The sequence below is a fragment of the Fangia hongkongensis FSC776 = DSM 21703 genome, assembly GCF_000379445.1.
Classification (GTDB): domain Bacteria; phylum Pseudomonadota; class Gammaproteobacteria; order Francisellales; family Francisellaceae; genus Fangia; species Fangia hongkongensis.
On the sequence record NZ_KB902262.1, the window covers coordinates 173,219 to 195,145 of the forward strand.

At 39.6% G+C, this 21,927-nt stretch carries 20 protein-coding genes and 1 tRNA gene; 14 read left to right on the forward strand and 7 right to left on the reverse strand.

The genetic code is table 11. The features are described 5' to 3' along the window. Positions 1-51 precede the first annotated feature (51 nt). Both A37Q_RS15110 and A37Q_RS0109140 read left to right on the forward strand, forming a co-directional pair. The gene (locus A37Q_RS15110; protein WP_018299974.1) at positions 52-753 is read left to right on the forward strand and encodes a metal-dependent hydrolase; all 702 of its coding nucleotides are present in this window, start codon (positions 52-54) and stop codon (positions 751-753) included. A gap of 77 nt (positions 754-830) precedes the next feature. Then, positions 831-1,661: an SDR family NAD(P)-dependent oxidoreductase gene (locus A37Q_RS0109140; protein WP_026196615.1), complete on the forward strand. Its 831-nt coding sequence runs from the start codon at positions 831-833 to the stop codon at positions 1,659-1,661. On the opposite strand, the gene purD is transcribed toward A37Q_RS0109140, so the two are convergent. Continuing rightward, entirely contained in the window at positions 1,658-2,929 is a 1,272-nt protein-coding gene (gene purD / locus A37Q_RS0109145) for a phosphoribosylamine--glycine ligase (RefSeq protein ID WP_018299976.1), read from the reverse strand. The two genes, A37Q_RS0109140 and purD, sit on opposite strands and share 4 nt — an antisense overlap. A 221-nt stretch (positions 2,930-3,150) precedes the next feature. On the opposite strand from purD, the gene murG reads away from it, so the two are divergent. The 4 genes from murG (at position 3,151) to rph (ending at position 6,390) form a co-directional block, all read left to right on the forward strand. Then, a complete protein-coding gene (murG, locus tag A37Q_RS0109150; protein ID WP_154648666.1) occupies positions 3,151-4,287 on the forward strand; it encodes an undecaprenyldiphospho-muramoylpentapeptide beta-N-acetylglucosaminyltransferase in 1,137 nt (378 codons plus the stop codon). A 70-nt stretch (positions 4,288-4,357) separates the two neighbouring features. Next, on the forward strand, positions 4,358-4,681 hold the full coding sequence (locus tag A37Q_RS0109155; protein ID WP_018299978.1) for a YbaB/EbfC family nucleoid-associated protein: 324 nt from the start codon (positions 4,358-4,360) through the stop codon (positions 4,679-4,681). A 142-nt stretch (positions 4,682-4,823) separates the two neighbouring features. Beyond that, positions 4,824-5,426, forward strand: coding sequence for a recombination mediator RecR (gene recR / locus A37Q_RS0109160; protein ID WP_018299979.1), 603 nt, complete (start codon positions 4,824-4,826; stop codon positions 5,424-5,426). Between the two features lie 253 nt (positions 5,427-5,679). Continuing rightward, entirely contained in the window at positions 5,680-6,390 is a 711-nt protein-coding gene (gene rph / locus A37Q_RS0109170) for a ribonuclease PH (RefSeq protein WP_018299981.1), read from the forward strand. Here the strand turns inward: rph and A37Q_RS15900 are convergent. Then, positions 6,387-6,779: a hypothetical protein gene (locus A37Q_RS15900; RefSeq protein WP_154648667.1), complete on the reverse strand. Its 393-nt coding sequence runs from the start codon at positions 6,777-6,779 to the stop codon at positions 6,387-6,389. The genes rph and A37Q_RS15900 overlap by 4 nt on opposite strands. 330 nt (positions 6,780-7,109) lie before the next feature. Here A37Q_RS15900 and A37Q_RS0109180 point away from each other — a divergent pair, with 330 nt between their 5' ends. Beyond that, on the forward strand, positions 7,110-7,394 hold the full coding sequence (locus A37Q_RS0109180; protein WP_018299983.1) for a helix-turn-helix domain-containing protein: 285 nt from the start codon (positions 7,110-7,112) through the stop codon (positions 7,392-7,394). Positions 7,395-7,460: 66 nt separating this feature from the next. Here the strand turns inward: A37Q_RS0109180 and A37Q_RS0109185 are convergent, their stop codons facing one another. Both A37Q_RS0109185 and aspS read right to left on the reverse strand, forming a co-directional pair. Beyond that, positions 7,461-8,378 carry a S49 family peptidase gene (locus A37Q_RS0109185; RefSeq protein ID WP_018299984.1) on the reverse strand — a complete coding sequence of 306 codons (918 nt, stop codon included), beginning with the start codon at positions 8,376-8,378 and terminating at the stop codon, positions 7,461-7,463. Between the two features lie 145 nt (positions 8,379-8,523). Then, on the reverse strand, positions 8,524-10,335 hold the full coding sequence (aspS, locus tag A37Q_RS0109190) for an aspartate--tRNA ligase (RefSeq protein WP_018299985.1): 1,812 nt from the start codon (positions 10,333-10,335) through the stop codon (positions 8,524-8,526). Positions 10,336-10,612: 277 nt separating this feature from the next. Here aspS and dkgB point away from each other — a divergent pair, with 277 nt between their 5' ends. Next, a complete protein-coding gene (dkgB, locus tag A37Q_RS0109195) occupies positions 10,613-11,425 on the forward strand; it encodes a 2,5-didehydrogluconate reductase DkgB (protein ID WP_018299986.1) in 813 nt (270 codons plus the stop codon). 1 nt (position 11,426) lies between these two features. Here the strand turns inward: dkgB and A37Q_RS0109200 are convergent. The 3 genes from A37Q_RS0109200 to A37Q_RS0109210 all read right to left on the reverse strand — a co-directional run bounded on the left by A37Q_RS0109200 (position 11,427) and on the right by A37Q_RS0109210 (position 12,333). Further along, positions 11,427-11,502, reverse strand: a tRNA-Asn gene (locus tag A37Q_RS0109200). Between the two features lie 70 nt (positions 11,503-11,572). Then, a complete protein-coding gene (locus A37Q_RS0109205; RefSeq protein ID WP_018299987.1) occupies positions 11,573-11,884 on the reverse strand; it encodes a cupin domain-containing protein in 312 nt (103 codons plus the stop codon). Beyond that, entirely contained in the window at positions 11,881-12,333 is a 453-nt protein-coding gene (locus A37Q_RS0109210; RefSeq protein WP_018299988.1) for a YaiI/YqxD family protein, read from the reverse strand. The genes A37Q_RS0109205 and A37Q_RS0109210 overlap by 4 nt, the downstream gene beginning before the upstream one ends. Before the next feature lie 345 nt (positions 12,334-12,678). Here A37Q_RS0109210 and A37Q_RS0109215 point away from each other — a divergent pair, with 345 nt between their 5' ends. The 6 genes from A37Q_RS0109215 (at position 12,679) to ftsZ (ending at position 21,927) form a co-directional block, all read left to right on the forward strand. Next, the gene (locus A37Q_RS0109215) at positions 12,679-14,085 is read left to right on the forward strand and encodes a DUF3573 domain-containing protein (RefSeq protein WP_026196619.1); all 1,407 of its coding nucleotides are present in this window, start codon (positions 12,679-12,681) and stop codon (positions 14,083-14,085) included. A gap of 243 nt (positions 14,086-14,328) precedes the next feature. Next, on the forward strand, positions 14,329-15,615 hold the full coding sequence (locus A37Q_RS0109220) for a D-arabinono-1,4-lactone oxidase (protein ID WP_018299990.1): 1,287 nt from the start codon (positions 14,329-14,331) through the stop codon (positions 15,613-15,615). A gap of 310 nt (positions 15,616-15,925) precedes the next feature. Then, entirely contained in the window at positions 15,926-17,554 is a 1,629-nt protein-coding gene (locus A37Q_RS15120) for a peptide ABC transporter substrate-binding protein (protein WP_476702576.1), read from the forward strand. A gap of 122 nt (positions 17,555-17,676) precedes the next feature. Then, the gene (locus A37Q_RS0109230; RefSeq protein ID WP_018299992.1) at positions 17,677-19,221 is read left to right on the forward strand and encodes an N-acetylmuramic acid 6-phosphate etherase family protein; all 1,545 of its coding nucleotides are present in this window, start codon (positions 17,677-17,679) and stop codon (positions 19,219-19,221) included. Positions 19,222-19,347: 126 nt separating this feature from the next. Beyond that, positions 19,348-20,751, forward strand: coding sequence for a sugar porter family MFS transporter (locus A37Q_RS15125; protein ID WP_018299993.1), 1,404 nt, complete (start codon positions 19,348-19,350; stop codon positions 20,749-20,751). 69 nt (positions 20,752-20,820) lie between these two features. Beyond that, positions 20,821-21,927, forward strand: coding sequence for a cell division protein FtsZ (ftsZ, locus tag A37Q_RS15130; RefSeq protein ID WP_169710288.1), 1,107 nt, complete (start codon positions 20,821-20,823; stop codon positions 21,925-21,927).

The window sequence follows — 21,927 nt, forward strand, 5'->3', positions numbered from 1 at the left end:
TTAGGAGTTGGCCCCGATCATCTTATAAAGCGATTTAGTTATGGATTTTAAATGGCAAATTTTCACACACACATTGTTGGTGCTGCAGGCACGGGAATCGTTGTAAATACAGTTTTGCTGGCGGCAAAAGTCACCTCACCATCTTTGTTTGCAAGTGGTGTTGCACTCACTGCATTAGCAGGGATTATGCCAGATGTAGATTCTGATCATTCAGATTCCATTAAGATTATTTTTGATATCCTTGGTATTGTCATTGGTACTATCCTTGCCATTGTGCTATTACCATTTTTAGGGATATTACCCGGATTGCTTGTGCTATTTGCGAGCTTTCTTCTCATTCGTTATGGCGTTGTCATGCCCTTTAGAAAGCTCACTGCCCATCGTGGTATATTCCACTCGGTGCCGATGGCCTTTTTAATGTGCTTTTTTACTGCGCTTATCAGTTATCGTATCGGTGGGCTCTCAGCACTGAGTTCGTGGATATTGGCATCAATGATTCTTGTGGGTTTTATAACGCATCTGCTATTAGATGAGATTTATAGTGTAAACTTATCGGGCGTATCCTTGAAAAAATCTTTTGGAACAGCCTTTAAGTTTTACTCACGACATAACCTTCTTGGTACAGCTTTAGTGTACATTTTGATGTTGATTTCTTTTATGCTATCGCCAACACCTATTGGCTTTTTGCAAAATGTGAAGCTAAATGTTCAGCATACACAGTTAATTGGGAATGTGTTTCAGCACAATAAATAGCATTTTATCCTACTTGTTTCTTTTAGGTTATCATGAGATGCTTTTAGATGTTAAGTGATGGTGTAGGTGTAGGAAAAATGGCAAGTTCAATAAAAAAACAAAGTATATTAATTACTGGTTGCTCGGAGGGTGGGATAGGCTATGAAACTGCCAAATATCTCAAAGCACTAGGGCATGATGTTTTTGCTTCTGCGCGAAAACAAGAAGAGGTTGATAGGCTTCAAAGTGAAGGGTTTGATGCTTATTTGATGGATGTGAGAAATGAAAAGGAAATCGAGATAACATTAGCGCAAATTTTAAAAAAAACGAACAATACGCTTGATGCATTATTTAATAATGCAGGGTTTGGTCAAGCGGGGGCGCTTGAGGATATCCCCACTCAATATTTAAAAGAGCAATTTGAAACGAATGTCTTTGCGCTACACTATTTAACGCGTGCGGTGCTCAAAATTATGCGTAAACAAGACTCAGGGAAAATCATTCAGCATGGCTCTGTGCTAGGGCTTGTTTCAATGAAATATAAAGGCGCATACAATGCCAGCAAATATGCTGTTGAGGGGATGGTTGATACCATGCGCCAAGAGCTAATAGGCTCTAATATATCTATGAGTGTATTAAATACAGGTCCTGTAACAAGTAATTTTCGCAAAAATGCACTTAAGAGCATTAAAAATATAGATATCGAAAACTCGGTTCATAGTATGGAGTATCAGAAAATCATAGTAGGGCAGCATAAAAAGGTACCCTTTAATAAAGAAGCGATTTGTGTTGCCAAAGTGGTTGAGAAAATTCTCAATGCTAAAAGACCAAAACCAAGATATAGTATTACCTTTTTCACAACGCTTGCAATGGTGCTTAAGAGGCTTCTTTCAACAAGATGGCTGGATCGGATTTTTAGTCGGTTTTAAAATGCCTTTTTACCAATATCAGTGCGATGATATTCATTATCCCAATGAATTTTATCAACTAATTGGTAAGCATGATCGTAGGCATCGGCAACCGTATCACCAAGTGCTACTGCGCAAAGCACTCTGCCGCCATGAGTTAATACTTGATCCTTATGTGATGTAGTTCCTGCGTGGAAAATTTTATTACATTTCCCATCATCTGATGTTAGTCCTGATATCGCCTCACCTGTTGGGTAATCAAAAGGATAGCCTTTTGCTGCCATCACAACACCAAGCGCAGTTTTTTTGGACCAGCTGGCTTCATATTCATCCAGCTCTTCATTAAGTGCCGCAAAGACAAGCTCAACCAAGTCAGACTCAAGTCGCATCATAATTGGCTGTGTTTCAGGATCACCAAAACGGCAGTTGAACTCAAGTGTCTTGATTTCGCCATTTGGCATGATCATCAGTCCAGCATATAAAAACCCTTTATAGCTCTCGCCTTCTTTTTTCATGCCTTCAATCACTGGATAAATAATCTCATCCATTACTTTCTGGTGAACCTTATCTGTGACAATAGGGGCAGGTGAGTAGGCGCCCATGCCACCGGTATTAGGCCCTTTATCGCCATTATCGCGCGCTTTGTGATCTTGAGAGGAGGCCATGGCAAGCGCATGGGTACCATCACACATCACAATAAAGCTAGCCTCTTCACCATCAAGAAACTCCTCAATAACAATTTCAGCACCAGCATCTCCAAATTTGTTCCCAGACAGCATATCCTCAACGGTATCATTTGCCTCTTGTAAATCTTGAGCAATGATCACCCCTTTACCTGCCGCAAGACCACTTGCTTTGATCACAATGGGAAAGCTTTGTGTTTCTAAATAGGCTTTTGCTTGTTGGGGGTCTGTAAAGTTTTGATAGTTTGCTGTAGGAATATGGTACTTTGCCATAAAATCTTTGCTAAAGGTCTTAGAGGACTCTAATTGAGCACATTTTTGTGTCGGGCCAAAGCAATTAAGTCCCTCTTGCTCGAAGCGATCAACAATGCCAAGGCTAAGTGGCACCTCAGGTCCAATAACCGTTAATTCAATATCATTTTCTTTAGCAAATTGAATGAGATTATCGATATCAGTTGCCTGAATATTAATGTTCTTAAGCTTAGGCTCGCGTTCAGTTCCAGCATTACCGGGGGCAACAAATACTTCTGTTGCATGTTCAGACTGGGCAATTTTCCACGCTAAAGCATGCTCTCTTCCACCATTGCCAACCACCAATATATTCATGTTTATATCCTTTCGTTTTTGCGATAAGTCAGTTATGCCGATTACAAAGTTATTACGTATTTTTAGGTTCTGGGTCTTGTAAAATAACTTATAATTGGTGTTACTTTATAGATTAAGCTTGCGATATTATATACTCAGCACAAAGCATTTTACAGCGTTTTGCGGATTTGAAGCAAAGTGCTCAGGTAGCAAAATCAGGTATTTTACGGGAGATAAAGGTTGTGAGCGAAGATACTGCATTTAAAAATGCGTTAGACAATAAGAAGATTGTGATTATGGCTGGGGGAACTGGCGGGCATATTTTCCCGGCGCTAGCTGTTGGAGATAAATTAAAAAGCTATGGTGCAAACATCTTTTGGCTTGGCACAGAGTATGGGCTTGAAAGTAAGATTGTCACAAAACATTACCCAATTGATTATCTATCTATTTTGGGGGTGAGAAAAAAAGGGCTTATCAGGAAACTTACATTGCCGTTTAGTCTAGCAAAATCAGTGTTTCAAGCCATTAGGATTTTAAAAAAAAGAAAGGCTAAAGTAGTCATTGGCTTTGGTGGTTATGCCTCAGCACCAGGAGGGTTTGCTGCTAAAATTTTAAGGATTCCGCTTATTGTGCATGAGCAAAATGCCAAAGCAGGGGTGACCAATAAGTCATTAGCTAAAATAGCAAAGTCAGTTTTATGTGCTTTTCCAACTTCAAGCTTTGGTAAGACAAAGAAACTTAAAGTGATTGGCAATCCAGTGCGTGAGGAAATCTGTCAGCTTCAAGCTGTTGAGCGTGATTTTTATAAACATAGACTCAATGTCCTTATTTTAGGTGGTAGTCAAGGTGCTAAGGCAATCAATGATGTTATTCCCGCGCTCTTGAAGCAGCTGCCAGAGGGGGGTGAGATTAACATTTGGCATCAGTGTGGTGAGCGCGCATATGAAGAGGTGTGCAGCTTATATCAAACACATCAGATTCACATGGATAAGGCAGGTGAAAATGAAGAGATAGCGGTTAAAGTGGAGCCGTTTATTGAGGATATGGCCAAAGCATATAGGTGGGCGGATATCGCTGTTTGTCGCTCTGGCGCGTTGACGGTGTCTGAGCTTGCAGCCGCAGCGGTTCCGGCCTTTTTTATTCCATTTCCCTACGCGGTCGATGATCATCAGTTTCATAATGCACAATTTCTCGTGAAGGCAAAGGCAGCTGAGTGTATGCGCCAAGAGCAATTTTCAGCAGATAAGCTTGCCGCATTTATTCGGGTGATGGATTTAGATAGAAAAATGCTTGCAAGTATGTCAGAGCATGCCAAAGGTGTTGCGCATATCGATGCAACTGAAAAGCTTGTTCTTGAAGTTGTAAAGTGGATAAAGTAGTTGAATTTTTGGCCTAAAATCACTAAGCTAACAGGCGTTTTATCAGTTTAATCAATAAGGAGTTTTCATTGTGAAAGCAAATATGGGCCAGCTCATGCAACAAGCGCAGAAAATGCAAGAGCAGATGAAAAAAATGCAAGAAGAACAGCAAAAAATGGAAGTAGAAGGGGTCGCTGGTGGCGATCTTGTCAAAGTGGTTATGACGGGAAAACATGATGTTAAGCGTGTGAGTATCGACCAAAGCTTAATGGGTGAAGAGAAGGAAATATTGGAAGATTTGCTTGCCGCGGCTGTTAATGATGCTGTTCGTCGTGTTGAAGAGAAATCACAAACGGATATGTCTTCATTAACGCAAGGTTTGAATCTACCCCCGGGGTTTAAGTTTCCATTTTAACGCTATTTAATATTCATCATAAGCAAGGTTGAGTTTCTAAAGGCTGACTGAATTGAGTTTATGCTTATGTGATGCAAATACCAAAAATGGTTTCATTGGTATAACTTATAGACAAACATATAGAATATAGAAAAGGTTCGCTGTGCAGTCATTTTTCTCTGACAAGATTATCAACTTAATCGAAGCGCTTAAGACATTGCCGGGTGTTGGCAAAAAAACAGCGCAGCGTATGGCGCTTCAACTTCTGGATAAGAATACCGATGGAGCAAGGCGTATTGCAATGAGTATTGATGAGGCGCTGCAAGCAATTTCAAATTGTGATCGCTGCCATATGCTGACCGATAAGAAAATTTGTGATTTGTGTAGTGGTGAGCGCGGCAAGAGCCTTGAGATATGTGTTGTTGAAAATATGCTTGATTTATTGGCAATTGAAAATGCTGCTATCTATCAAGGACGCTACTTTGTGCTAAATGGAAGAATTTCTCCCTTAGATGGTGTGGGGCCAGAGGAGCTTTACTTGCCAAAGTTAGAGAAAATTGTTGAAGATGCGCAAATTTCAGAGGTTGTGTTAGCACTCAGCCCATCTGTTGAAGGGGAAACAACGGCACATTATATTTCTGAAATGCTATCAAATCATGGATGTAAAATTAGTAAAATAGGTTTTGGCGTTCCATTTGGTGGTGAGCTTGAATACCTTGACCAGCAAACATTGTTACATGCCTTTAGTGCGCGGGTGAATTTTTAATATATACCACCTGCAAACCATTTTACCCTATTTCTGCCATTGAATTTCTTGTTCTTTTGAGTCATCAAATATTGCTAATAGTCCGAGCTATTACCTGCAATCCAATGACTCAAAACTATCAAAAACTTCTTCAACATTAAACACCGCAAAATGATTCGCAAGTGGTATACGCTTTTTTGTGAGATAAACACCGCAAAATAATTTACCGCTGGTATAATGTGTTTTCTGATTATCTATAAAGAAGAAGAAAACCATGGCTCGAGCACAAGAGCGCCGCGCAGATCAAATGCGTGAGCTTAAGATAGAAAAAAACTACACAAAACATGCAGAAGGCTCTATTTTGGTGTCATTTGGCGATACTAAAGTGCTTTGCAATGCCTCTGTTATTAAAGATGTCCCTCGCTTTTTAAGAGATGCTAATCAAGGTTGGTTGACTGCAGAATATGGTATGTTGCCACGCTCAACACATTCACGCATGGATAGAGAGGCAGCAAGAGGTAAACAATCTGGCAGAACACAGGAGATTCAGCGTCTAATCGGGCGTGCACTGCGCGCAGCGATTGATCTAGATGCTATTCCCGGTTATACCATTAAAATAGACTGTGATGTGATTCAAGCAGATGGTGGAACGCGCACAGCAGCAATTACGGGGGCAAGCCTTGCTATTGAAGATGCGGTTCAATATATGCAAAAAAACAATCTGATCAAAGATGGGGTAAATCCTATTTTGTCACATGTTGCAGCAATTTCTGTTGGGATTGTTGGTGATGAGGCGGTTTTGGATTTGGACTATGAAGAGGATTCCAATGCTGAGACGGATATGAATATCGTGATGACACATGAAGGTGGGATCATTGAAATTCAAGGTACAGCAGAAGGAAAACCTTTTTCAGAAACAGAATTTCAAAATATGTTAACACTTGCCAGAAAGGGCATAAGTGACATTATCAAACAAACGCGTTAGATTCTTAACAAGCACTGATTTATTTTACACAATATTTCAAGATCTTTTCTTTTAAGCTCATTACAGGTGGCTTGTAGCGGTTCACTGGCGGTAAAAATAACACGCTGCTCTAGTTGCTTTAACTGTGCAAGAATGCCTTCACGTGATGCTTGAAGTTCAGCAAGTTCAGGGTGTTTGTGTGATAGTGCTTCTAAATTTTGTGATAAATGTGAAGTAGTGGAAGGTGCTTTTGTTCCTTGGGTGTTTGCGCCGCTACTGTGCTTTTTATTATTTTTCAGTGAAAATGACCTTGATTCTGGTTCTTGACGCTGATTGTTTTGTGGACGCTTTTTTTTCAGTGATAAGGTTTTTCTAAATGGTGTATCGCTCATAATTGATTTTAGTTTCACTCTGTTGTATCAATTGCTCTATAACTCTTCAGTCTACATGACAAAAGAGGAAGATTGGAAATGGTAGGTTATATTTAAATATTTAAGTCAAAAAATCAACGGTTTTCAAATGTTGGAAATGATATGTTGAATTAGTGAGCTTAAAATGTGTCTTCAGCCTATGAATGACTTGCTTTTAAAATAGCCTGTCCTTATAATACACAGTTAGGTCGTAAAAATAAAGGGAAAAGGTTGTCGTAGAGTATCTTTGACTTCATTGCCTTTTTTATATTGATCCACAAGATTAAATTTAAGAATAACCGTTTTAACAAGATAGAGAGGAGCAATCAAATGCCTGCAACAATGCATTATGCGAATACTGCCGTGTCCGATGGTGAAAAAACTTTACCACTTCGTGACCATATCAAAGAAGTTATTGCAACTTATTATAAAAATATGGTGGCGCAAGGGACTAAGCCTGAAAATGTTTATGAGTTGGTTATGGCTGAAGTTGAGTTGCCTTTGATCGAAGCAACAATGGAATACACTGGTGGTAATCAAAGTCGTGCAGCGAAAATTTTAGGGATTAACCGTGGTACTTTCCGTAAGAAGTTAGCGCACTACGGTATGCTATAAATCAATAGCAATCAAATATGATAAAAGGCCGCATATAGCGGCCTTTTTATTTATCCGGGTAGGGGTTTAGTTTAGTTTTAAATTTGAAAGTGATGCTGCTTGATAGCTGACTTCTGTCCCTAGTTTCTTGCTGAGTTTATCAATGAGTGAAAGTGGCACAGTATAGTTAACGACAGGCAGATCTTTAAGTTTCGTATGGCGCAGTGTGTCTAATGAGCCAAAGGCATCGATAAGTCCATATTTTTTTGCTTGAATGCCAGAGAATGGCATACCTGAGAAAATGCTATCTTCATCTCTAAGCTTAAGTCGATCACCTCTTCCTTGCTTCACGGCATTAATAAATACTTGGTGTGTTTCTGTTAATAACTTTTCCATTTCATCCACTTGATAGGCATTTTGTGGCTCAAATGGGTCTAAAAACCCTTTGTCTTTTCCAGCAGTATAAAGGCGCCTTTCAACACCAATTTTCTTTAATAACTCCACAAAACCAAATCCGCCTGCTCTCACGCCAATAGAGCCTGTGATGGTCATTGGGTTAGCATAGATCTCTTTTGCTGCTGAGGCAACATAATACCCACCTGATGCACAGACATCAGAACAAATGGCATAAAGTGGAATCTTTGGATATTTCTTTTCCAGATAGCGAATTTGTTGATAAATATCATCGGACTGTACGGGGGATCCGCCGGGACTATTAATCTGCAGAACAACAGCTTTTGTATCTTTGTCTTTAAATGCAGCCGCTAGGCTTTTGTTGATTCTATGTGCATTAGCTGGTGCATCATCAGCAATGACCCCTTCAAGTTTAATCAATGCAATATGCGGCTTTGCAACAGGCGTTGTGGTTGAAAATGCACGATATAAAAGAGAGATGATCACAATAATAATGATCAGCCAGCATAGTTTGAAAAAAATGCGCCAGCGACGAGTGCGTCTTTGCTCTTTAAGATAAGCTTCAGCAATGCGTTCCATAGGTTCAGACATAGGAGTCCCTTTAGTTAGATAGGTACTGTATCTTAGAATTCTAGAATAAAAGTAATCGAAAAGCACGTTTGTTTGCGTATTGAGTGCTAAAACAAAGAAAAGAAAATGGGATAAAGCTGAGTAAAATGACTTTGTTTAGTTTGGATTAAATAGCTGCTTGTTCGCCAGATTTGACCTCAGAGGGCTTATCTTCTTTTGTTGTAAGCTTGATGCCAAGCTCAGTCAGCTGCGTGCTATCAACATTGGAAGGTGCCTCAGTCATCAAGCAGCTTGCTGTTTGTGTCTTTGGAAAAGCGATTACATCACGAATATTCGTAGTGCCAGTAATCAACATCGCTAAGCGATCTAAACCAAAGGCAATTCCCCCATGGCTTGGCGCGCCATATTGAAGTGCATCTAATAAAAAGCCAAATTTTTCATTTGCTTCTTGTTCAGAAATACCAAGGAGCTTAAATACAGCAGATTGCATCTTTTGATCGTGAATACGAATTGATCCACCACCAACCTCATAGCCATTAATTACCATATCATAGGCGCGTGAAAGTGTGTTCTGTGGATCTGCAAGAAGCGCTTCAGGGTTGTTTTCTTTCGGAGAGGTAAATGGGTGATGAAGGGCATGGTATCTCCCATCAACTTCTTCGAACATTGGAAAATCAACCACCCAAAGTGGTGCCCATTTAGTAGTGAATAGATTTAAATCGTGACCCAACTTCACACGAAGTGCACCCATTGCATCATTAACCACATTTGCTTTACCAGCACCAAAGAAAATCATATCACCATTTTCAGCAGCGGTTTTTGCAATAATCTCTTGAAGTGCCTTCTCAGAGAGGTTTTTAACGATAGGCGATTGTAGACCTTCTTTGCCTTTGGCAATATCATTTACCTTAATATAAGCCAAGCCGCGAGCGCCATAGATGCTGACAAATTTCGTGTACTCATCAATCATTTTACGAGTCAGTTTCTCATTGCCCTTTGGTAACTTAAGTGCGATAACACGTGATTTCTCATCATTTGCAGGGGTGGAGAAAACTTTAAACTCTTCGTTTTTAACGGTTTCTTTGATGTTAACAAATTGAAGTGGAATGCGAAGATCTGGTTTGTCCGAGCCGTATTTTTCCATCGCCTCAGCATAATTTAAAATTGGAAATGAATCAGCGAAATCAACATTAATACACGTTTTGAAAAGACCACGAATCATATTCTCAACGGTATCCATAATGATTTTCTCATCGACAAAGGAAGCTTCAATATCCACCTGTGTAAACTCAGGTTGTCTGTCGGCTCTTAAATCTTCATCACGAAAGCATTTGACGATTTGATAATAGCGATCAAATCCTGACACCATTAAAAGCTGTTTAAATAATTGTGGTGATTGTGGCAGTGCATAAAAATTGCCATGATGGTTTCTACTTGGAACTAGATAGTCTCTTGCACCTTCAGGTGTGGCCTTAGTTAGAAAAGGTGTTTCAATATCTAAAAACCCATGATCATCCAAATAACGGCGAATATAGCGAGAAATCTCAGCACGCTTGATAAGTTTTTTTTGTAGCTCTTCTCGTCTCAGGTCAATATAGCGATACTTTAAGCGAATATCCTCACCCACTTGTTGGTGTTCATCAATCTGAAAAGGAATTGTTTTTGCAGTGTTAATGATATTAAGCTCATTGCCGATAATTTCAATTTTCCCGCTTGCAAGATTTGGGTTTTCTTGACCTGATGGCCTTGGTTTAACGATTCCTTTGGCTTGGATAACATACTCATGGCGAACATGATCAGCTTGATCAAATACAGCTTTATTTTCAGGTTCAAATACCAATTGAACTAAGCCTGTGCGGTCACGAATATCTAAAAAAATCACCCCACCGTGATCACGCCTTTTATGCACCCAGCCACTGATTTCAACAACTTGGTCAATTAACTTTTCATTCACTTCGGCACTATAGTGACTGCGCATTTTTATTCCTATATTTCTTTATTCTTACAAATTATGGTTAACGTGCTCTAAGTTGCATTAAAGATCAATTAATTCCACTTTAAATCTCAGTGATTTTGCATTCTCTAAAGCGTAGTTTTTGAGCATAAAATTCAGATCCAATCAAGCATATACAAAACCATTGCACTTGACAATCATTCTTTCAAACTAAGCAAAAGAACTTATTTCTAATACGGAAAATTAGGACTATGCTGTAAGGGCACATTTGTAGTGTGTATTGTTAAACAAGGAGAAATACATGCATCAAAATATTATCCCTATGTTGGGTGCTGGAACCTTTAGGCTAAAAGAACAAGAAGCCTATCAATCAGTAGAAATGTCATTGGAAGCGGGATATCGCCATATTGATACAGCGCAAATTTATGACAATGAGAGTGAAGTTGGGAAGGCTATTGCGGACTCTGGAATCAAGCGCGATGATATCTTCTTGGTGACAAAAGTTTGGATGAGTAATTTTCCGCGTGATCGCTTTAGAAAAAGTGTTGAAGAGAGCTTGCAAAAGCTGCGCACACAAAGTGTTGATTTATTATTAATACATTGGCCTTTACGTGATGATAACCCGCCGATGGCAGATTATCTTGAAAGCCTAAAGCAGGTGCAGGAGGCTGGATTAACAAAGCATATTGGTGTTTCGAATTTTACCGTTTCACAGCTAGAGCAGGCAATTGATATTTTGGGCAAAGATCAAATTTTAACAAATCAAATTGAGGTTCACCCTTATCTTAGAAATAAAAAGGTAACAGATTGTTGTCAGCAAAATAATATTATCGTGACAGCGTATATGCCTTTTGCTTATGGGAAGGTGTTATCAGACCCACTTATTCAGAAGATTGCACAAAACCATGATGCTACAGCTGCCCAAGTTGTTCTTGCGTGGGAAAGAGAGCATGGGTTTGTGACTATTCCATCATCAACAAAGCGTAAAAATTTGGATAGTAATCTATTATCAAAGAATGTTCACTTAAGTGCTAATGAAGTCAGTGAAATTGATGGGCTAAATCAAGGATTTAGACTCGCAGATCCAGATTTTGCACCTGATTGGGATATTTAAGTGGCTCCCCGAGACGGACTTGAACCGCCGACCCAGTGATTAACAGTCACTTGCTCTACCGACTGAGCTATCGGGGAATGCCTTAACGAGAGGGAATTCTATAGATGATTAGTTTTCTAGTCAATAGCTTTTCTGAAAAAAAAAGAATTAATCTTTAAAGTGAACTGCAAGCCAGAGAACAGGCGGATTTGTTGATGTAAAAGTAACCCAATGTTTGGCATTTTTTGGAATGAAAAGATGCGCTCCTTTTTCTAAGAGAATTTCCTCATTATCTTCAATTTTAATCCGTGCTTCGCCTTGTAAAACGATCACCCATTCATTTTGGGCTTGAATGTAAGGTTTATCTTTAGGTGTGGTTTGACCACAAGAGACAATACGCTCAATGCTAACATTTCCTTGAGATAAAAGCGTGTCAAACATTTCATGTTCATTCGGCTCTGGGTATTGATATAAGTTCATTTGTTTTTTACCCCATGTAAATATTTATCGAGCTCCTTAGCAAAGGCATGAGAGTTTTTTTGATTAAATGGTTTGGATTTACTCTCAATCATGCCGGCATCACGCATTTCTGTGAAAAAATTGCGCATAGCGAGTGCTTGAGCAATGTTGGATTTTGTATATATTTTCCCTGATGAGCTAATAACGATGGCACCTTTTTTGATGACCTCACTGGCAAGTGGAATATCAGAGGTAATTACAAGATCATTCGATGCCACTTTGCTGATAATATAGTTATCGGCAATATCAAACCCTTTATCAACAATGCGTGTTTTAATATAAGGGGAGTTTGGATAGTAAAAGGCATGATTTGCAATAAAAACACAGCTGATTTGCTCTCGGTCAGCTGCTTTAAATAGAATCTCTTTAATGGGCTTTGGGCAAGCATCCGCATCGATAAATATAGTCATTTATAGCAAAGTTATCAGATTATAGTGGACAGTATGACACAGAAAAAAGTACACCGTAACTTATTTATATACCACCCGCAAACCATTTTACCCTATTTCTGCTATTGAATTTCTTGTTCTTTTGAGTCATCAGATATTGCTAATAGTCCGAGCTATTACCTGCAATCCAATGACTCAAAACTATCAAAAACTTCTTCAAAATTAAACACCGCAAAATGATTCGCAAGTGGTATAGTTGATTGATGCAATGTATCAAAAATATACGTATTTGATACATACTTGAAACAGCTATTAAAGGTGAGGTTTGTTAATCTGGTCTTAAAACAACCAAACATATCAGTGCAAATGAATGTCTCAAAGCTGTTAAAAACAGCTATGTGCCGTCAATATTTTTTATTGCTGGCACTGCTATTTATATTATCACAGCAACAAGCATTTGCTGATGGCAGTGCGCCAACGACATCTGAATTGGAAACAAAGATTAACCAATTGCAGCAAGAGATTGATGTGCTTAAGGCAAAAGAATCTCAGCAGCAAACTTCAAATATTTATAGCCAAAATAAAAACACAAAACAGGGTAAAAGGTACAAACGACATTTAACCAATATGGCGCAAATTCAAAACTACTTGCTATCGGATTTATCCCCTAAAACGATTCCGCTTGGGATGTTGCCTTCATCTCAGTTAGCGTTAGGTATGTTAAAGCAAAGAAACCATTACCCAGATAGGGCGCTTGTCGTTGGTGGTGTGCTTGAAAGTGATATGCAAGCTTGGTCTGGAAGTAAGGTGGTATATGAAGATCCAGATACAAATAAAACAGCCTATTATCAATCAGGAAGAGGGATATATTTGACACAGGCAAGCTTATTTGCTGCGGCTAATTTAGGTCATTATGTTACCACGGAGGTCAACCTTTTGGGCGATCAGAATAATGCTCCTATTATTAATGAAGCGGTTGCATTATTTGGTAATTTACAGGAATCACCTTTTTATGCAATGGTTGGTAAAAGTGCTTTCCCATTTGGTACATTTGCAGGAGGCGGGGTTTGGACGCCTTCACTGGGGCAGATGTTATTTTCACCGTATTATGTGACAAACCTAGAGCTTGGCTACAGTCATTATGGTGTTAACAGTACGCTGACCGCCTTTCAAACAGATGATCAATCATCAAACTTTGCTTATGCAATTTTTTATAAAAAGGCGACAAAAAACTATAACTACGGGGTGAATGTAGGCTATTTATATAATGTTAACGGTAGTGGGAATACGACCTTTGATGCCATTACAAATCCATCTATAGGCAATAAGACTCGAATTGGGGCGCTTGATGCTGAATATGCGCTAGGCTATAAAGCCGTGAGTCTTTCTATGGGGGTGGCTGAAGCAACTGATAAATCAACACTGACAAACAATGGCTATGCTGGTGCTTGGTATGCACAGTTGGCGCTTTCTCCTACCTTATGGGGGCGTGAGACAGATTTCTCTCTTGCCTACAATGGCGCCTATAATAGCAATAACTTGCCGGTCATTCTAAGTGGTTCGGCTGTAAATGAATATACAACCACGCCTGAGTTGAATGCGAATAATGCTGTTGAGTTATCCGGCACGGGGGCAAATAAGCTGGTTATTGGTTCTATCCAAAGACCATTTTTTACAACGGATGTGCTTTTAGGACTGGAGTATGCTTATATGCACTTTTATAATCATGGGCATACAAACACCTATACTTTAGATTTATCCGTTTATTTTTAAGCCTAAAACGGTGAAAATAAGCGGTGCCTAATATCTTGTTAATCAGCACACCGAATGTATGAGACAATATTTTTCTGATAACTTTGCGGGTGAAGTGCCAGCAAGTTTTCGCGCTCATCTTCTCAGTGTTAAACTGCTCGGCAAGTTAACCTACCCCGTCTCATAGCTGAGGGAGCAAAAAATGATTGGTAGTATATACTGAAAAGATAGTTAAGGAAGGTTGTTTACAGAGGTGCGTGAGTGATGAGGCAAACAAACTGGGCAGAGAATCAAATATTTGAGGTTGAAAGGATTAGTTATCCAAAAACATTACTTGAGATCAAAACACTTATTCAGGCAGCGGTTAAAAATAAAAGAATAATCCGTCCTGTCGGGAAGCTACATTCTTGGACACCTCTTTGTAATGATGCCTCTATTTTGCTTAATTTGAGTAATATGCCCGATGAGTTATGTATGTTATCAAGTAGGCACTTAAAATGTTCAGCAGGTGTTGAGATAAGTAAGATGGCTGATTTTTTGTATCAGCACGATTGCTCATTGCCGATTATGGGAGATTGCTCAGCTCAAACTATAGGCGGTGCTGTCTCGACAGGGACTCATGGACCGAGTATTTATCATCAGATTGTTGCAAATAATGTTACGGCAATAAAGTTTATAGATGGTAAAGGAGAAACTCACTCTATAGATGATAAAAATCCAATGTTTAATGCTGTACGTGTTTCTTTAGGGTTGATGGGTGTTGTTACAGAGATTGAGCTCTCTTTAGTTCCAGCAAAACACTTACAAATTGAAATTCAGGTGCAAGAAGACGATGAATGGATACCTTTTATTGAGGAGGATCTCCAAAGGCATGAGTTTTACTTTAGTTATTGGTATTCTCATGTCAATTTGGCATTGGTGCATAAAGGGCATACGCTAGAGACGGCAGTGGGCTCATCGATTAGTAATACTGAGCCACAGGATGAGTATTTAACAGAGGTTATTTCCTCTCTTTGTCCTGCGGTATATAAATCAGGAGTGGGCGCAAAGGAGTTCAATGAATTATTGTTTAAGCTCTTTTTTAGAAATCAGACGATTCAAGGGCCTTTGCATAAAGCATTAGTTGCAGATTGGCAAGGAAGGCCTATTCTCAATGCAGAGTACTTTGTTCCCAAAGAAAAGGCTCGGCTTATCTTTGAAGGAGCTAAGGCCATTGATTACCCAGAGCCAGTATTTGTTGCAATTAGAGGTGGTATAAAAGCAGATGATAATTGGATGAGCCCTGCGTATAAAAGAGACTCTGTTGCCATTGGATGTGTGGTATTTTGTTCTCCTTTTGGAAGTGAGATGCCTAGATCTTTGAGATTGTTTAATGATTTTATGCATCAATGTGATGCCCGTCCTCAATGGGCAAAGTGGTGCGACCATGAACATATGGATCTATCAAAGCACTTCCCTAAATTAGATGATTTTTTAAAGCTGCGTGAGCATTATGATCCTCATAATGTGTTTTTAACTTCAGCATTAAGGAAGATATTAAAGGTTAATTAACATAGTACACTCAAACTACATATGCACTTTAGATTTATCAGCTTATTTCTAAGCCTAAAACGGCAAAAATAAGCAATGCTTATCATCTCAAACACTTTTTTTGATTGGTCAACTATTATTACAATATGATATACCTTTTTAGATAAATTATACTTTAGCTGCTGAAAGTGCACTCCAGAGGTGCTCGCACTTTGGCGTAAGCTAAAGGATGGTGGTAGAAAAAATAAAAAAGGAGATCACTTTGAGCCGCATTCAATCGATAAAAAGAACCATAAAATCAATGAGCCTTTCTTTAGCTGGAATCGTTTTAATGGTTGTATTGTTGAGCGGTTGTCAAAGCCAGCAAAGTGATGTTAAACAAGCAAAAAGCCCAGTGAAAGATACCTTGGTGATTGCCAATGATCAGGATGTGCCAACATTAGATCCTGGTCTTTCAAATGATTCGACCTCCAATAGGGTGATTTTTGATTTATTTGAGGGGCTTGTGAATCAAAATCAAGCAAATCAACCTATCCCGGGCGTTGCAAAATCATGGAAGGTTTCAGAGGATGGACTCAAATACACTTTCCTTTTACGAAAAGATGCAAAATGGTCAAATGGCAAGGCTGTGACAGCGGGGGATTTTGTATATGCATTTAGACGAAATGCAGCCCCTAAGACAGCTTCTCCACAAAATTATATCTTTGCGCTGATAAAAAATGGCAAAGCGGTGACAGAGGGCAAGTTGCCAGTGGAGGATTTGGGGATTAAAGCTTTAGGTGAATACAAGCTTGAGATTACACTTGCCCATCCGGCGGTGTACTTTCCAAGTGTTCTAACGCTGCCTGTTACTTTTCCACTTTATAAACCAGCTATTGATCAATATGGTAGGTCATGGACGCAGCCAAAGCATATGATTTCAAATGGTGCTTATACATTAAAAGAGTGGATTGTGGGCGGTCATATTTTAGAGCAAAAGAACCCTTTTTATTGGGATAGCAAAAACGTTGCAATTAAATATGTGAAGGTTTTACCGACCAATACATTGTCAGGTTATAACGGTTATCGTGCAGGTGAGATTGATATAGCAACGCCGCCGCCTGGCATTAGGCTTGATGCGCTTAAAAAGCTATTTCCAAATGAGGTATATAGTGCGCCATATNTTGCGATTATTTACTACTGGATTAATGTTAGAAAGCCGGGGCTAGATAAGCTTGAAGTCAGAAAAGCACTCTCCATGGTGGTTAATAGAGAGTCTATCGCTAAAAATGTGATTGCGATGGGGCAAACAGCTGCATATGGGATTGTGCCTGACATGATTCAAGATGGAATTTATCAATATCTTTATAAAGAGCTGCCGTCCTATAAGTGGGTAGAGATGTCGATGGAGAAACGCATTCAACAAGCACGCAAGCTTTTAATGGAAGCAGGTTATTCAGATCAACATCCGCTTCGCTTTCAGCTAAGCTACAATACCAGTGAGTTTAATAAGCAAATAGCACTGTCTGTGATGCAAATGTGGAAAACTGCTTTTGGTAATATGCTTCGAGTGACACTTGCAAATGAAGAGTGGAAAGTGTACTTGAATACAGTTAACAGTGGAAATTTTGATGTTGCGAGAATGGGCAGTAATGCAGATATTAATGCGCCAAATCAGTATGTTTATCAGTTTACATGTCATGCTGATAGTAATGCTGGTGGCAGCTGTATTAAAACTATTGGCGAGTATTATCAAAAAGGGTTAATGGCAAAAACACAACGTGCGTACAATGAGAATATGGCAAAGGCAATGAAAGTGGCGATGGAAAATTACTTAACCATCCCAATTGATAACTCTCAGTATACTGTCTTGGTTAAGCCTTACATTGGTGGCTATCACCCTGATCAGAATTATCTGAATGATGTTTATTCTAAATGGTTTTATTTCAAAACATCTCGTTCCGTGAAAGAAAACAACTAAAAGTTTCATTTCTCTGCCTATTTCCATATACCTTTTCGAGCGAAATTTGGTTATAGTGGTGTTTGAAACTTGGGGATAAATACACTACTTGTAAGTTAATTTCTTAATCGACGCGAGGGGCTATGAGTGTAATAAAAGACTGGGATTTTTTTTGGCAAAATAGAGCAGCATTTAAGCTTGGGCATATTCCAACAGAAATGCCACATCCAGACTCAACTGGTTTGAGTGAACAAGCAAAGACAAATCTGCCATCGGCCATTTCAACGCTGATCGATATTGATAATAAAGCATTAGATAAGCTGACGCAATACGATGATGAATATAATCAATTAAGTGAAACTATTGAGGCTGTGCTCGCAAAAAAAGGGCGCATTTTTATTTCAGGATGTGGTGCGACTGGGCGCTTGGCAATGATGTTAGAGAAGCTATGGCGTGCGCATGCGCCTTCTTTTCAAAGAGATAATGTCATTGGCTTTATGGCAGGTGGCGATGCGGCATTAATCAAATCAATTGAAGGCTTTGAAGATCATCCAGAGTATGCAAAAAGGCATATGATGGATCTTGGCTTTGGTGAGGATGATTTGATGATTGGTGTCACTGAAGGTGGGGAGACGCCTTTTGTGCTCTCAACGATTGAAGAGGCTTGTAATATCTCAAAGCATAAGCCTTGGCTTATTTATTGTAACCCTGATAAAGCGCTTAAAGATATTGTGCGTTCAGATAAGCTGATTCAGCGAGATGACGTTGTCTCTGTGAGCCTTGAAATTGGCAATATGGCAGTCTCTGGTAGCACAAGAATGCAAGCGACGACTGTGCAGAGTTTGTTTGTTGGTCTTGCGCTTATGAGCCAGTTTTCATTATGTGATTTCATAAGTGAAATAAACACATTAAAAAAGCGATTGAATAACATTGATATCAATGCCTTACAGTCCTTAATTAGCTTTGAGTCAAATTGTTATCAGCAAGGTGGTTTTGTCACCTATGTCAGTAATTCACATATTGGCTTGACAGTGCTGACAGATACCACAGAACGCGCGCCAACTTTTAGTTTAAATGGGTTTGAGAATAATCTTAATACAGATGATGAGCCGAGCCTCTCTTATCTTTCACTAGAGGGCTATGTCGATACGAGTAATGCTTGGCATGATATATTGGGGCATGCGCCAAGAACGCTAGAGTGGTCTGATACGCTTGAGCAAACAGGTGCCAAAAGGCTTCATGGGTTTGATATCTCTCAAGGCACTTTGAAAAGGCGGGAAAAATATCCCTTACATCAGGTGATCGATATCTTTGAAGAAGCATCAGGCTATATTATTTATTTTGCTGATCACAAATTTGATATTAACTTTCAAGGCTTATCTGTGCTCTCTCAGCAAATCTTACTTAAAATGGTGCTGAATATTCACTCCACTTTGATTATGGGAATTCTAGGGCGCTATCACAGTAATATCATGACTTATGTGCGCCCAGCGAATAATAAACTGATTGATCGAGCAATTCGATATGTTATTTATTTGCTGGAAGAAAAGGGAGTGAAAGATCTTGAGTATGATGAGATAGCACTTCGCCTTTATAAAGTATCAGCATCGCTAGATGAAACTGAATCTGTGGTTTTGGCAACCTATCAATCTATTTTAAATGATTATGAAATTGAACTAGAGCGCTGATTTATTCAGCTGTATCTAGGTTGTACACTTACTTATTCTGCTCAGAGGGAAGATTTGATAATACTCAAGGATGCGCTGGGATTTGAGGTGTGTTAGAGACATCAAAAAGTAAACGAGGAGGGGAAGGTGGGCAAAACATTAAAAAATAACCGATTATTGTGGCTTATTATTTGTGTGCCAGCGCTCGGCAATCTTCTGCATGGATACGAGATAGGGATTATTGCAGGTGCGATGCAAGCGATGGGGAAAGAAATTACCCTGACGATGACTCAAATGTCATTTATGGTTGGAATTGTTTTTTATGGAGCCTGTGTTTCGGTCCTTGTGGCAGGGGTTTTAGCAGATTGGATTGGGCGGAAAAATGTTTTAATCTTAGGAGCTGCACTGATTAGCTTAAGCATGCTTGTGATCGGTTTTGCTGGGGATTATGTTGATATTTTATTGGGGCGAAGTTTGCAGGGCTTTGGTGTTGGTCTTGTGACATTAACCATCCCTATTTATATCGCTGAGAGTATTCCAACACACCTTAGAGGTCGCGGAGGCTCTTCTGTGCAGCTGTTTTTAAATGGTGGGATTTTGCTCTCAGCGCTGGTGGCTTTTATTCTAGGGCAGTTTGGCATGTGGCGCGAGATGTTTTTATGGGCGCTTGTGCCATCTTTGATTTTATTTGTATTTGCTTTCAAGCTGCCTAAATCGCCAAGATGGTTGATTAAGAAAAACAAGCTCACTGAGGCAGATAAGGTGCTAAGTGGCTTTATTGCGAACAAAGAAGAGCGAGCGCACGAAATAAGCGCTATCCAAGCATCCTTTGGTTCTGAACAAAAAAGTAGTTTTAGAAGTTATTTCCAGAAACGCTATTTATGGCCGGTGTTATTGGTGGTGTTTATTGGGTGTTTGAATCAGTTAACAGGAATTAATAACTTTATTGGTTTCTCGGCAATTATGCTCGCGGATATGGGGTTGAGTGTTGCAGCATTAGCAACTTTAGGTACAGTGCTTGTTACGCTTGTGAACTTTGTGATGTGTTTTGTTGCATTGTCACTTGTGGATAAGCTAGGCAGAAAGCCACTTTTGAAAAAAGGCCTCTGGGGTATGGTGATATCTTGCGCGTTTATGCTTGTAATGGCGTGGGTTCTTCCAGCTTCAAACCTTAAAGCAATATTGATTCTAGTTGGTATTTGTGCTTTTGCTGGAAGCTTTTCATTAGGGCCTGGCTCTATGGTGTGGTTATTGTTATCAGAGCTATTACCAAATAAAGTGAGAAGCCTTGGCATGTCAATATCACTTGCCGTGTTACTTTTGGTCTCTGGGTTTTATGCCTCTGTGTTTTTAGAGCTCGCAAGTTCCTTTGGTTATGCAGCAATATTTGTCTTCTCTGTGATTATTTGTGCTATTTATTTATTTCTAAGCGCGCGTTACATTCCAGAGACAAATGGTAAATCATTAGAGTCTATTCATCTATCACATCCAAAGGCGCCTCAATCAATACGAAAGCCAGATACTGTCCAAGCAGCAGTAGCAGAAAGCTAAGCGTCGCTGGCAGATTATGAAACTGTCCATTATACTCTGTTTTAAGTGATGGCATCTGAGGCTGAAGAAATGAGTTCAAATAAAAAAGAGAATAGTGAGCATAGTATCAATATGGCAATTCAAGGCAGGATAAAGGTTATAGGTGTTGGTGGCGGCGGTGGTAATGCTGTTAGCTATATGACTGAGAAAGGTATGATTGGTGCTGAAATTTATGCCATGAACACAGATAACCAAGCGCTTGAGAAGAATAAAGCGCCGCATAAGGTGCAAATTGGCACTTATTTAACCAAAGGACTTGGGGCCGGTGCCAATCCAGATGTTGGCAGGCGCGCTGCTGAGGAAAGCTTGCATAAGATAGAAGAAGCAATTAAAGATTGTGATATGCTTTTTATTATGGCGGGAATGGGTGGTGGCACTGGTACGGGTGCTGCAAGCATTATTGCTGAAGCAGCAAAGCGTAAAAACATCGTTACAGTTGGCGTGGTGACAACGCCCTTTAGTTTTGAAGGAAAACGCCGCTCGCTTCACGCTTCACAAGGAATTGAAGCTCTGGAGCCTTATGTTAATTCACTGATTATTATTCCAAATGATAAACTAAAAGCATCACTTGGTGCAGATACTACACTGTTAGATGCCTTTCATAAAGCAGATGATATTCTTCATAATGCGATTGCCTCGATTGTTGGCATTATTCATACTCCGGGTCATATTAATGTTGATTTTGCTGATGTTAAAACAGTGATGTCTTCTCCTGGTCTTGCTGTGATCGGCACTGGTGTAGCAGCAGGGGAAAATCGTGCAGAGAAAGCGATTGAAAAAGCCGCCTCATGTGAGCTTTTAGAGGATATCGATCTACATGATGCTAAAGGGCTTTTGGTGTGTATTACCTCGGGAGATAACATCTCTCTTGGTGAGTTTGCTGAAATTGGTGATAGTGTTGCAGGGATTGCCTCTGAGAACGCACCTGTTATCATTGGTACCGCGATTAAACCTGAACTTGGCGATGAGCTTGATGTCACCATTGTTGCAACTGGCTTTGAAGCGAATCTTGGCGATAAAAAGCCTGATAATAAAGTCCGTCTACAAAGAGGGATGCTTGATGGTGAGTTAAAGCACCAAGAAAGTGTGCCTTTAACGCCACTTAGAAAGGCGAAGCCTAAAGATGAAAAGAAGTAA